We start from the raw sequence: 13751 nt of genomic DNA, 5'->3' as shown, positions 1-13751 counted from the left end.
TAAGGTTATATGTAGATTCTGGCAGCATTTTTTAAATCCTCCTATTTCCGCTTTTACACCCTTTATTTTGACCATCTTCTCGTTCATTATTACGTTTTCATTATTAAATGAATTATTAAAAACTTCCTATTAAAGGGTAAACAAATAGAACTGACCTAAATTGGTCAGTTCTATAATGGGTTAGGTCTATTTATTTATATTTTTTCGTTTTATTTTTCTTGTTTGTTTATCAAACAAACTATATACAACAGGGATAACATAAATAGTAAGTAAGGTACTGCTCACAAGCCCACCAATTACTGCAATTCCCATCGGTTGATTAATCTCCGTTCCTTGTCCAATTCCAAGTGCTAATGGAAGTAAGCCAAGTATCGTCGTTAATGCAGTCATTAATATCGGCCTTGCCCGATCTTGAACAGATGCTATGATGGCGTCTATGCTTTCCATCCCAGCCGCTTTCCGCTGATTAATGTAGTCCACAATGACTATCGCATTGTTTACAACTATTCCCGCTAAGACTAGTACACCAATGATTGCTGACACGCTAATAGGAGTAGAAGTGGCAGCAAGTGCAATCGCTACACCGATGACCATAAACGGTACAGTAAACATAATGACAAACGGATATTTAAATGATTCAAATTGTGCCGCCATTATCATATAAACTAGTATAATCGCAAGACCTAACGCCAGTGCCATATCATCAATTGAATCTTCTAAAAGCTGCCTGTCACCACTAAAGGAGATTTGCGTCTCATCCGGTAGATCTAACGCTTCTAGTTTTTTATCAACACTATTGGAAATTGCTCCTAAATTAGTGGAAGATGTATACTTTAAACTAAATTGTACTGCGTGCTGCTGATCAATCCGCTGAATGCTGACAGGTCCATTAGCAATTTGAAAGTCGACGATAGCGTTTAATGGAATATACTCTCCTCTTCCATTTGGAATTAGTAGCTTCTTTAATGAATCTAGATTTTCGGTAATATTACGATCATATTGTACAAATACGTTTAAGACATCAGATTTCTCTTCAACAATTTGAGTTACAAGCACTCCTCTTGTCACATCTTGTACAAGTGTTGCAACCTGTGCTGGAGCCAACCCTTGCTGCAATGCTTTGTCTCTGTTTACTTTCATTTGTACTTCCTTCACTGTTTCCATTCTATCTGTACTCGCATCCGTAACATCATCTAGCTCTTTTAAAGTAGGCAAAATTTTGTCTACTGCTTCATTTAATCGCTTCTCATCTATGTCACGAACATCAAATGTTAATGTTTGCGGGCTTGTTCCGGAGGTAGATTGCAAATTAAAATCTACCTCCGCTGATTTATTCACTTCTTTTGCAACCTTTTGTATGGTTGGTTTTATATCATCAGCAAAAGCAAAAATAGATTGATCTCGATTTTCAAGCGGCTTCATTTTTACATAAATTTCCGCTATATTCGCTGATCCTGACCCTCTAAATGATTCTTCTTGCGTTGTACCAACAAGACTAACATACACATCAACATCTTTTTCTTTGTCTAATTGATCTTCAATACTCGCCACAACATTGTTCGTTTCTTTCAAAGATGTTCCATTTTCGAGTTCGACCCTCATGTTAAAGAAACCTTCATCTGTTGACGGTAAGAATTGTGTACCGACCGTCGTTAAACCATAACCACTTACAGCAAGCATCATAATAGTAAGCAATAAAACAACAAAGCGATGTCTTAACGCCCACTGAATCGACCGTTGAAACGTCTTTCTTCCTTTTGAACGGCGATGTCTTGCCTCTAAATTTCCTTTCGGTTTTTTTAAAAGACGACTAGCAAGCATTGGAATCACGGTCAATGCCACAACAAGGGAAGCAATTAAACTGAATGATATTGTAAGAGCAAATTCTGTAAAAAGTTGACCTAATAATCCCGAGATAAACACTACTGGTAAAAAGACCGCCACGGTTGTGAGCGTTGAGGCAGTAATTGCTCCGCCCACCTCTTTTGCACCAATACTAGCAGCTTCCTTTGGCGGTTTTCCAAGTGATAAATGCCGATAAATGTTTTCAATAACAACAATGGCATTATCGACAAGCATTCCAATCCCTAGCGCAAGAGCACCTAATGTCATAATGTTCAAGGCAAAATCAGCAAAAAACATCAAAACAAATGTGACAATTACTGAATATGGAATAGCAACTCCGATAATTAAAGGGCTTTTCACATTTTTCAAAAATAGAAATAAGACCAACATAGCAAATATTCCCCCAATAATAAGGGAACTTCCGATATTTCCAATTGCTTTTGTAATGTAATCACCTTGATCGAACAAAATATCCGATTCAATATGCTTATATTGGTTTTGATCTAATAAGTTTTCAAGTTCATCTTGAAATGCTTTTGATACAGACGCCGTATTCGCATCTGATTGCTGAAGAACACTTAATAAAACAGCTGGTTGCTCATTTGCTCTCGTAATAGTCGATGCATCTTGCTTTTTCTTTTCTACACTTGCTACGTCTTTTATTAAGAGACTTTTCTTTGTCTTAGGATTTACTCCCACCGTCAAGTCTTTGATATCATCGACTGTTTTTAACTGACTAATGACTCTTGTTGTCAGCGTCTTCCCTTCTGTGTTAATCGTATCTCCCGGAGCGGTAATATTGTTGGCTCGAATTGTATTTACTACATCTGATTGAGACAAATTATTTTTCTTTAACTTTTCTTGGTCTAGTTCGATAATAATTTCATCTGTCAATGTTCCAGACACATTTACATTCGCAACGCCTTTCACTCTATTTAACTCTAGCTTCAACTGCTCTGCGAGGGCGAGTAGTTTATTGTCATTACCCGTTTCTCTTAAAGAAACTTGTATAATCGGAAATTGTGCTGGATCGAACTTTAAAAACCGAGGATTGTCCGCATCAGTTGGAAGAGAAGTTTGTTCTAATCTCTGCAGAACATCATTCTCTATTTCATCAATGGATGTAGACCAAGAAAATTCTAATAAAATAAAATTAGAACTCTCTTGGGAGGTGGACTGAATATTTTTGATTCCTGGTAGTGTGGCTAGGTTCTCCTCTAAAGGTTTCGTCACTTTTTCTACCATTTCTGTCGGACCCGCTCCCGGATAACTCGTCACTACGACGCCAACAGGTGGATTCAAATCGGGAATTAGCTTTAAAGGTATCTTTAACAGCGACACCCCACCTAAAATAATAATTAATAGCATCGTTATAATAGTAAATACAGGACGCCGTATTGAAAAATCACTTATCTTCAAACCTCGATAACTCCTTTCAGCTATGCTCTATATATGTTGTTTATCTGTTTGGCTCTTTTCTCATAGATTGTTGTTTTTACTTATACATTCAGCCCGCTGATTTCCGCTACGGGCACAAGACTCCTCGGGGAGGAATGGGAGCCTCTTAGAAAAGCGGAAGCGGCTTGGTCAGCTCGTGAAGAAAATAGGGATTACCCCCAAAAGGCGCTTTTTGCCTTTAGAGGGTAATCATCTTTTTCACAGCGAGCTAGCCGCTGGAGCTAGACACTCAGCTTCGCCTGCGGGGGGGGCTCCCCCTTCCCTCTCTTCCCGCAGGAGTCAAGTCCCCTCCGCTCCCATCAACTCAGTAGGTTAAATTTAGTTTTTTGTTCAAAAGCAACAAACTTTACGAAAAGAGCCATCGGTTTAAACTATATTTCAATGGAACTTCGACTTTTTCACCCATTCCTTTATTATGTAAAAAAGATGCTAACCTTACTATAATCACTTTAGTTTCCACTATCAATATTAAAGCATTTTAGAAATCTAACTAGGTTCTAAATGTTACTCATAAAAGCAGTCTTTTTGTGAAAAATAATAAAATGAAACTTCAATTAGTGGGGAGGCTTCTATCTCCCTCTTATGCTTTTCCAGTTCCTCAAGCTTTGAGATAGGGATCTTAGGATGAAACTAAGAATTGAGAATATAAACTAGAGGGGTTAGGTTATGCCCAATTGGATTCCGTTCCTTTTATTAACAATCGCTAGTTTGCTGTTATTAGGCTATACGTATTACCAAAAGAAAACTCTACTCGTATTCTTTTTTTGGCTCGGTTTTTCCGGTTTAGCTTATTTTTTTGAATTAATCGTTTTCATACTTTTAGATAGTTATCACTACTTTCCTAATATATTAAGTAATCACTATGATGACAATGTGCTTGGTTCCATAAGTTCTCAGGCACTAGCTGTTCCTATTGCTGTTACATTTACAGCAGCATTTAATTTAAAAGGTCGTTGGGTCCTCCTTTTCGTTGGTTTGTTTTTACTAATTGAAAAATGGTTTTTACATTTAGGAGTGTATGAACATCATTGGTGGAAAACGTATTACACTTGCTTCTTCTTACTTCCTGCTTTTTCCTTAGGGAAAATATGGTATAAAGAATTAGCAAACAGAAAAACAACTATACTCCACTTTTGGTCCCTGTTTTTTGCTTTAATAACGGTTGTTACAACCGTCGCATGGGTACTCTCCGCACTACTGCATATAGTAGAAATACAGCCTAACCTTTTTGAAAATAGGGATCGGGACTTAGTTGTCGGAGGCGTTCTCTACTTTAGTTTCGTTACTTTGTTATACAGCCTCGTTATTTACTATCGTAACCGAAATATTTTTTATTATAGTGGAACAGTGCTTTTTCTACTGCTAATAGAGTGCTTTATGATAGCAAACAGAATCTTGTACGTATATGGAATTTGGTTCTTACCTATGTTTCACTGTATAATGTTAGGTGTCAGCAGTTATATTTTCCGGCGATACTTTCCCCGATATATTTTAGGGAAAACAAAAAAGAATAGTTAGGACGTATTCTTCCTAAAAGAAAAAACTCCGGAGTTTAACCGGAGTTTTTTCTGCTAATTAGAAGTAGATGTATCTTCCTTCACTATCAAATTCCTTTTTAATGTCCAGCCTGTTAATCCAAATAGTATCGTAAGAACAGGGGAAAGCAAACAAAAGAATGCAAAAGGTAAATATTCTATTGTGGATACATGTAAAACATCTGTAATAAATATACCGCAAACACTCCATGGAACAAGCGGATTAATAACTGTTCCTGCGTCTTCCAATGTTCGAGATAAGTTTTTCGGATGCAACCCTACTTTTTCATATTGGGATTGAAAGGCTTCGCCCGTAAGCAATATTGATAAATATTGTTCTCCAATAACAACATTGATTCCGATAGCTGACAACGCAGTAGATACAATAATCCTTCTCGTCGATGTTAATATAGATGATGCTTTATGAAGAATTGCAGGTATGATTCCTAATTTAAAAAGTAACCCCCCTAAACAAAGAGATAAAATAACAAGAGAAATTGTAAACATCATGCTATTAATTCCACCTCTAGTTAAAAGGGAATCCACCGATTCAATCCCCGTTTCGGAGACATACCCTGAAAATAATATTTGGAACAATTCCCTTACTGGCATATATTGATGAATAAAGGACAAACCAATCGATAAAACAGCATTAATAGCAAGCGTAAGCAAAGCGGTAACTCTAAATAATATACAAGCAATCAAAATAACGACTGGAATTAGACTGTACCAATGGATAAGACCCGTTTTTTCTAATCCTGCCTGAATACTCTTTAAATCAGATAACGGTATCGCATTTTCCCCTGGAGATAAACTCACAAAAATGATCAAAGTAATAATAAATGCAGGAACAGTCGTCCATGCCATATTTCGAATATGCGTAAAAAGATCCACCTTTACAATTGATGCAGCTAAATTAGTTGTGTCGGATAATGGCGACATCTTATCCCCAAAGAAAGCCCCTGAAACAATTGCCCCCGCTGTTATTGGAAGTGATACTCCTAGTGCCTCCCCCATTCCAATAAGTGCAACACCAATTGTCGCAGCAGTTGTTAAAGAACTGCCGATGAATAACCCACAAAGTGCTGTGAGGACAAAAGCAATAGCAAAGAAAAAATGGGGAGAAATAAATTCAAACCCAAGAAACATAAGAGTCGGTATCGTACCACTGATTAACCAGCTACTGACTAGTACACCAATGAATATGAATAGCAGAACCGCCCCAATCCCGCCACTGGCACCGTTGACCATTCCCTGTTCAATCTCTTTAAAACTGACTTTTTTAACGATTCCATATCCCATTAAAATAATACAAGAAATTAAAATAGGAATATGTGGCACAGAGCCAAATACGATAATGCTAGAGCTTATAATTGCCAAAATAAGAATAAGCATAATGACTGCTTCCATTGTTTTCGGTTTATTGATAGGCTTTATATTAAACATGTTTCAAGCACTCCCTCAGTTAATATCCAAGTTGTTGTTTACCATTTTTAACAAAAAAAGGAGCCCTCTTTCATCCCAATGTAGGGACGAAGAAGCTCTCCGCGGTACCACCCTAATTGATAAATAGGTCTCCAAAATTAATCCGGACTATTTATCCACTTCTAATATAAAACCCTTTTACAAGCAGTGTACTTCGGATAATGCTTTAACCTAGATTTTCACCAACCATCTAGTCTCTATCAACTGTATAAAGCCACCCTACTTTTCTACTTAGGTTTGGTATTCTTTTCTACTTAAACGCTTTTAAGCGCTAAAGCAATTTGTTATTTGTATTCTAACAAAAATACGAAGTTTGTCAATAGAAAAGTGGAAGCGGCTTGAACAGCTCGCGAAGAAAATAGGGATTTCCCTCAAAAGGCGCCCTTTGCCTTTAGAGGGAAATCATCTTTTTCATAGCGAGTTAGCCGCTGGAACTGGACAACAGAAAAGTGGAAGCGGCTCGAACAGCTCGCGAAGAAAATAGGGATTTCCCTCAAAAGGCGCCCTTTGCCTTTAGAGGGAAATCATCTTTTTCATAGCGAGTTAGCCGCTGGAACTGGACAATAGAAAAGTGGAAGCGGCTTGATATCATTAATAAAAAATCCCCTTTGCACAAGGGGATTTTTTATTAAAGCAAGCTATATAATTTAATTTCTGGATTTTTATCTTGGAACCATCTCATAGCAAAGTCATTTTCAAATAAGAATACAAGACGATCATGTCTATCTTTAACCAACATACTCCGACCACTGGACATCGAATCTTTTACATCCTCTTCGTTTTCAATCCAGCGAGCAATTTTGGAACCGATTGGCTCCATCACAACATCTACGTTATATTCATTTCTCATCCGATGTTCAAAAACCTCAAACTGAAGTTGACCTACCGCTCCTAGAATGACATCTCCCGTGCTCAGCGTTTTATAGTATTGAATGGCACCTTCTTGAACAAGCTGGGTAATTCCTTTATGGAAATGTTTTTGCTTCATCACATTCTTTGCAGTTACTCTAACAAAAAGTTCAGGTGTAAACTGCGGAAGTTTTTCATATTGAAATTTTTGCTTTCCTCCCACAATAGTATCACCAATTTGGTACGTACCTGTATCATAAATTCCGATAATATCCCCACTGACAGCTTCGTTTACTGTACTGCGGTCATCGGCTAGAAACTGAGTTGATTGGGAAAGTTTAATTGGTTTCCCTGTCCTTGCTAAATTCACACTCATTCCACGCTCAAATTGTCCTGAGCAAATTCGAAGGAAAGCAATTCTATCCCTGTGTGCAGGATTCATATTTGCTTGAATCTTAAAAATGAAACCAGAAAATTCTTCACTCGCAGGATCGATTGGGCCTACATCTGACTTTCTTGGTTGCGGAGAAGGGGCAAACTGTAAATATGTTTCCAAAAATGTTTGGACACCAAAATTTGTTAAAGCACTTCCAAAGAACACTGGAGACAGTTCACCAGTAGCAATCTTTTCTTTATCAAAATCATTGCCAGCCTCCGTTAGAAGCATAATATCTTCTAATGCTTGATTATATAAATTATTATCCTTTAGCGAATGGTCTCCATCAATTTCTCCATCATCATTTAAAGAAATAAATCTATCCTCATCCTCAACACGAAATTGTTCAATTCGATTATGGAAACGATCATAAATACCTAGAAACTCTTTTCCCATTCCGATTGGCCAATTCATCGGATACGATTGAATGCCGAGAACTTCCTCCAGTTCTTCTAATAATTCTAGAGGCTCTCTTCCTTGTCGGTCCATTTTATTAATGAACGTAAAGATTGGAATTCCTCTCATTCGACAAACCTTAAATAACTTTAATGTTTGTGCTTCAATACCTTTAGCAGCGTCGATAATCATTACTGCACTATCTACAGCCATTAATGTTCGATACGTATCCTCACTAAAGTCTTGGTGACCAGGTGTGTCGAGTATATTTACACGAAATCCTTCAAAATCAAATGCCATAACAGAGGATGTAACCGAGATTCCTCTTTGTTTTTCAATTTCCATCCAGTCAGACGTAGCAAATTTCCCCGTCTTTTTCCCTTTTACCGTCCCTGCTGCTCGAATAGCTCCACCGAATAGAAGAAGTTGTTCCGTCAATGTCGTTTTCCCAGCATCAGGGTGGGATATAATTGCAAAGGTTCTTCTTGATTGAACCTCCTGTTTAAAGTCATTATTCATCTATAAAAAACCCTTTCTTGTCAATATCGCCTCTTCATCATATTCTTTCTCTACCTGTATTGCAATACGTAGAAAATCAGAATAATTGACAAGATAGCAACTCGATTCATTCTATTCACACTTCGGCAAAAAGAATAAAAGAGTAATGATTCTATTACATCTCCCTTGTCCATTGATAGATGCGGGCACTTAATGCTTCTGCTTCTTGTTCGTCAATGTTTCCAATCAAAGTGGCATAAATCTTCCTTTGAACATCTTCCTCATCATATGTAAAATCAATTGACCAATGGAGCTCAGGAATAGCTACCATTATATACTCCTCTTTTTTATTTTCATGTATGAAAACCTTTTTTTCTTCGCTATCAAAAAAAATTTTTCTTACCTTCACTTTGAAAATCCCCTCTCATGAATACGCTTATTTATCGCATACTAACATTATATATTAATTATAAATGCTTTAACAAAGTCAATAATTAAGGTTGTCAGACCTCTTAAAGCATTGTAAAATAAAAAACCTATGCTATCAAGCAAACAATAACACAAACTTAAGAGGTGAAAACTATGCAATACCTTTGGGGTATTATCGGTATTTTAGTTGTTCTTGGAATCGCTTTCGCATTTTCTAACAACAAAAAATCCATCAATTTTAGAACCATTCTCGGTGGACTTACAATTCAAATAATATTTGCATTTTTAGTATTAGAGACATCTTGGGGACAAGATGGTCTTAACCTCCTTACTAAAGGAGTAAACCAAATTATTAACTATTCAAATGAAGGAATCAATTTTTTATTTGGAGGATTATTTGAAGAGCAAACCAATATCGCTTATGTTTTTGCTTTCAATGTCCTTCCTGTTGTTATTTTTTTCTCATCTTTAATTTCTGTACTTTACTACTTAAAGATCATGCAATTCTTTATTAAAATCTTGGGTGGAGCACTTTCTTGGCTGCTCGGCACAAGAAAAGCAGAATCAATGTCAGCTGCTGCTAACATATTTGTTGGACAAACGGAAGCCCCGTTAATTGTTCGCCCTTACTTATCAAAAATGACGGAATCAGAACTATTTGCAGTAATGACTGGTGGACTTGCCTCTGTAGCAGGATCTGTACTCATCGGATATTCTCTGTTAGGAGTACCACTTGAATTTTTACTTGCTGCAAGTTTCATGGCTGCACCTGCAGGTTTAGTTATGGCAAAACTATTTGTTCCGGAAACGGAGACTACACCTGAACCTAAAGAATTTGATATGGAAGCGGATGAAGACTCTACTAACGTGATTGATGCAGCTGCAAAAGGTGCTAGTGTAGGACTTGAATTAGCATTAAATATTGGTGCAATGCTACTTGCATTTATTGCATTAGTTGCACTTATTAATGGCATCTTAGGTGGAATTGGCGGTTTATTTGGAGCAGACAACTTGTCACTTGAATTAATATTAGGTTATGTTTTCTCACCACTTGCTTTTGCAATCGGAGTACCTTGGGACGAAGCTATTATCGCAGGAAACTTTATTGGTCAAAAATTAGTTATTAATGAGTTTGTTGCCTATTCTGCATTTGCCCCTGAAATTGGAAACCTATCTGACAAAACCGTTGCAATCATCTCCTTTGCACTTTGCGGATTCGCCAATATTTCTTCCCTTGCTATTTTATTAGGCGGTTTAGGTAACCTTGCCCCTAATCGTAGAAGTGATATTGCACGACTAGGTGTTAGATCTGTCATTGCCGGAGCTCTAGCATCATTGTTAAGTGCTGCCATTGCTGGAATGTTTGTATAGGCTCTTATGTAAATGGGTTGAATACGTAAACAAAGAATAATAAGCATTTTAATTAAAAAGAAGGAAATCGACTAGTCAATTTCCTTCTTTTCTAATACTATTGTTGCCGATTCCTTTGAATTTCTTCATCATCCTCTTGATTGTCTCTTACCACTTTAGCAACAGTCAAAGACGAAATGATTACTCCAACAGTTCCCATCAAATAGTATCCTTTCACCATAAGTGGCTCATCTAGTGTATAAAGTCCAATTAGAATTAGTGAAGTGAAAATAATTAATCCTAGTCAAGCCAACATAGTAAATGCAGGAGTATTACGTCTTCTAGTTTTACCCATCCATACCTACCCTCTCTTTCCACAAATTACTGTGTTGTAATTTTCAAGACTAACTAATTATTTATCCCTATCATACTTTATGTTAGTGAAAACTAATTAAGTTTCATAAATAGTAATTTTTCAATAAAAAAACGAACCTCGATCGGCTCGTTTCTTCGTTTACGATTTTATATATTTTACTTTACTTTGTTCCCTAGCAATTTCTTTATCACTATGAGGGTATTTTGTGTTTTCAATTATTTGATAGTCTTCGTGTCCCTTACCTGCGAAGATAATTATATCTCCAGGTTCACTAATGTCTATCGCATGTCTAACTGCCTCTTCACGATCTCCAATGAGAGCATATTGATCATGCTGCATTCCTTTTTCAAGATCTTTCACTATGCTCTCATAGCTCTCGTAACGAGGATCATCTGTTGTAAGAATTACATAGTCCGCAATAGATGCTTTTTCTGCCATTGTCGGACGCTTCGATTTATCACGATTACCACCTGTTCCTACTAAGAAAATAATTTTATTTTCTTTAAATGGCAATACGGATTTAATCGCTTTTTCAATTGCGTCGGGTGTGTGGGCATAGTCAATATAGACAGATAAAGGTGCATCAATGTCTACCTTTTCCATTCTTCCGTTTACAGGAGGTAAGCTACGAACTAATTCCACTAGCCGTGACACTTTCATTCCCTTTGCGTATAAACACGCTATTGCCGTGAGAATATTATAAACATTGAATTCACCAAGCAACTTTGTTTCAACCTCAAAACGGCCTTCTGGGGAAACCATAGTAAAAGTTGTTAAGTCGTTATAGTACGTTATGTTTTCTGGTTTGAAATCCGCATTGGCATCCATTCCATAGCTTATTACTTCATGTGGTGTCATAGAACGGTAGCGATCAAACCATTCGTCATCATGATTAAGCACTACGTATTTTGGATTAGACAAATCCTGACCAAGTTGGGAAAATAATAAACCTTTTGCATAACCGTAGTGTTCCATTGTCTCATGATAATCTAAGTGGTCATGACTTAAATTAGTAAATGCGACAACATCAAAGTCTACTCCCCATAATCTTCCCAGTGCCAATCCGTGCGAAGAAACCTCCAATACCATATTCGGAATATTATTATCGATTGTTTGTTGAAACATTCTTTGGTTCGTCAACGTATCACATGTTGTGTTCTCACTTGGATAAAGCTCTCCATCTAGATCAAAGCCAATCGTTCCAGAAAGTGCTGAGCGTTGACCATCTTTTCGTAAAAGAGCATGAATGAGGTTTGTAACAGATGTTTTTCCATTAGTGCCTGTTACACCGAATACATTTAACTTTTGGGATGGATAATCATAAAATTTATTAGATAATTGAGCTAATGCTTTAAAAGTATCTTTTACAACAACAAGCGCCACTTTACTTGTGTCGACATCGAGCTGTTTCTCCGCAATAATAACGGTTGCTCCATTTTCAATTGCACTATGTACAAAGTCATGGCTGTCAACGGTATAGCCCCTTGTACAAACAAACATACCCCCGTTTGTAACTTTTCTAGAATCAACAAAAAGATTTGTCGTATTTTCCGGCAAATCACCAAATACTTTTTTTAATTTAATACTCTCTATTAGGTCATATGTATTCATTATTTTAACCCTCGCATATACATAAAAATTTCAATATAAAATCTATTTTACCTTAATTGGTCGTAAATGATAAGAGCCGAACCTACCAAATTGAACAATTACATTAAAGTAGTTAGGGATGCACCTATCCAGTTCCAGTGGCTGGAGGCTCAAAGGCATAAGTCAACCATCTCCAAAAGGCAAAAAAAACGCCTTTGCGAGATACTTGTCGCTTCTAAACGAGCCGCTTCCACTTTTCTCTAAAAAAGGATTGCCGTCAAACTACGTTTTCGGCAATCCTTTATTATTCATTATTCTACATTGACGGGCAATATAACCCATACTTAGGAAAATATTATTACTTATTGCAATCTCCCTTATTTCGTTACCATTTTTGACTGTACATAATGGAATAAAAGCTTTTCCGTATGCTGCAAGGATGATTCATGTGTTCTTTCATACGCATGGGATGCATCAATTCCTGCTCCAATCAACCCGTGAACTATATCAAATCCAGCACGAATTGCAGCGGAAGCATCCGAACCATAATAAGGATAAATATCTACTTTGTATTCAACGCCATTTTCTTCTGCGAGCTGCACTAAATGTTTTCGTAGCCCATAATGGTATGGGCCTGACGAGTCTTTTGCACAAATAGAAACAGTATACTCATCTGACGCCTGTCCGTCCCCAAGTGCCCCCATATCAACAGCTAAATATTCGACTGTTTCTTCTGGAATATTCGAGTTTCCGCCATAACCGATTTCTTCATTATTAGATATTAAAAAATGTGTTGTATAAGGAAGCGTAAGCATACTTTCTTTAATATGACGAATAAGTTGCAGTAGCATTCCTACACTCGCTTTATCATCTAAATGCCTCGATTTAATATAACCGCTCTCTGTTATTTCTGCACGCGGATCAAAGGAAACAAAATCTCCTACTTCAATACCAAGTTCTCTAACCTCGGCAGCTTTTCTTACCTTTTCGTCAATACGTACTTCAATATTCATTTCATTACGCTTTGCGTCACCGGCATCTTTATAAACATGAACAGATGTTTGATGCATTAGAATAGTGCCTGTAAATGTTTTACCGGAAGCTGTTTCAATTTGACAGTATTCTCCTTCTACTGCATTCCATTTATAGCCTCCAATCATCGATAAACGTAAGCGGCCATCGGATTTTATGTCTTTTACCATTGCACCAAGTGTATCAACATGAGCAGTCAACAAGCGGTGATTGCTTGTATCTTCTCCTTCAATCGTAACGATTAGAGCACCCTTTCTCGTTCTAGACATTTGCACTCCACAATCGGATAAATATTCCTCTACAAATGAAATCACTCTATCTGTATTCCCAGATGGACTTGGAATCTCCACTAATTGCTTAATTACTTCCATTGTTGCCTTGGTATTAGGGTATGTATTCACTATTATTTCTCCTTCCCATTTATTATCCCTTATATTATAGATTTATTCTGACAATTGCACAAATAAGGAAG

General features: G+C 37.0%; 9 protein-coding genes. 2 read left to right on the top strand and 7 right to left on the bottom strand.

Annotated features, from left to right (window positions below; all coding sequences use genetic code 11):
* Positions 1-186: 186 nt before the first annotated feature.
* On the bottom strand, positions 187-3264 hold the full coding sequence (locus ACFSUL_RS03480; RefSeq protein WP_377932743.1) for an efflux RND transporter permease subunit: 3078 nt from the start codon (positions 3262-3264) through the stop codon (positions 187-189).
* A gap of 705 nt (positions 3265-3969) precedes the next feature.
* Here ACFSUL_RS03480 and ACFSUL_RS03475 point away from each other — a divergent pair.
* Positions 3970-4821 carry a hypothetical protein gene (locus ACFSUL_RS03475; protein WP_377932741.1) on the top strand — a complete coding sequence of 284 codons (852 nt, stop codon included), beginning with the start codon at positions 3970-3972 and terminating at the stop codon, positions 4819-4821.
* Between the two features lie 53 nt (positions 4822-4874).
* Here the strand turns inward: ACFSUL_RS03475 and nhaC are convergent, their stop codons facing one another.
* From nhaC to ACFSUL_RS03460, 3 genes are all read right to left on the bottom strand, one after another.
* Positions 4875-6284 (bottom strand): Na+/H+ antiporter NhaC, encoded by a 1410-nt coding sequence (nhaC, locus tag ACFSUL_RS03470; RefSeq protein ID WP_377932739.1) that lies wholly within the window; start codon positions 6282-6284, stop codon positions 4875-4877.
* A gap of 667 nt (positions 6285-6951) precedes the next feature.
* Positions 6952-8523 (bottom strand): peptide chain release factor 3, encoded by a 1572-nt coding sequence (locus tag ACFSUL_RS03465; protein WP_377932737.1) that lies wholly within the window; start codon positions 8521-8523, stop codon positions 6952-6954.
* Positions 8524-8677: 154 nt separating this feature from the next.
* The gene (locus ACFSUL_RS03460; RefSeq protein ID WP_377932735.1) at positions 8678-8911 is read right to left on the bottom strand and encodes a YueH family protein; all 234 of its coding nucleotides are present in this window, start codon (positions 8909-8911) and stop codon (positions 8678-8680) included.
* A gap of 173 nt (positions 8912-9084) precedes the next feature.
* Between ACFSUL_RS03460 and ACFSUL_RS03455 the strand changes: the two genes are divergently transcribed.
* Positions 9085-10302, top strand: coding sequence for a NupC/NupG family nucleoside CNT transporter (locus ACFSUL_RS03455; protein WP_071413032.1), 1218 nt, complete (start codon positions 9085-9087; stop codon positions 10300-10302).
* Between the two features lie 97 nt (positions 10303-10399).
* Here ACFSUL_RS03455 and ACFSUL_RS03450 read toward each other — a convergent pair whose 3' ends face one another.
* From ACFSUL_RS03450 to ACFSUL_RS03440, 3 genes are all read right to left on the bottom strand, one after another.
* On the bottom strand, positions 10400-10576 hold the full coding sequence (locus ACFSUL_RS03450) for a YiaA/YiaB family inner membrane protein (RefSeq protein ID WP_377932889.1): 177 nt from the start codon (positions 10574-10576) through the stop codon (positions 10400-10402).
* A gap of 219 nt (positions 10577-10795) precedes the next feature.
* Positions 10796-12268: a UDP-N-acetylmuramoyl-L-alanyl-D-glutamate--2,6-diaminopimelate ligase gene (locus ACFSUL_RS03445; RefSeq protein WP_377932733.1), complete on the bottom strand. Its 1473-nt coding sequence runs from the start codon at positions 12266-12268 to the stop codon at positions 10796-10798.
* 356 nt (positions 12269-12624) lie between these two features.
* Positions 12625-13650: a M42 family metallopeptidase gene (locus ACFSUL_RS03440; protein ID WP_377932887.1), complete on the bottom strand. Its 1026-nt coding sequence runs from the start codon at positions 13648-13650 to the stop codon at positions 12625-12627.
* Between the last annotated feature and the right edge of the window lie 101 nt (positions 13651-13751).

The sequence above is a fragment of the Bacillus seohaeanensis genome (assembly GCF_042684945.1).
Taxonomy (GTDB): Bacteria; Bacillota; Bacilli; order Bacillales; family Bacillaceae_B; genus Rossellomorea; species Rossellomorea seohaeanensis.
This window is presented reverse-complemented; position numbering and strand designations above follow the sequence as displayed.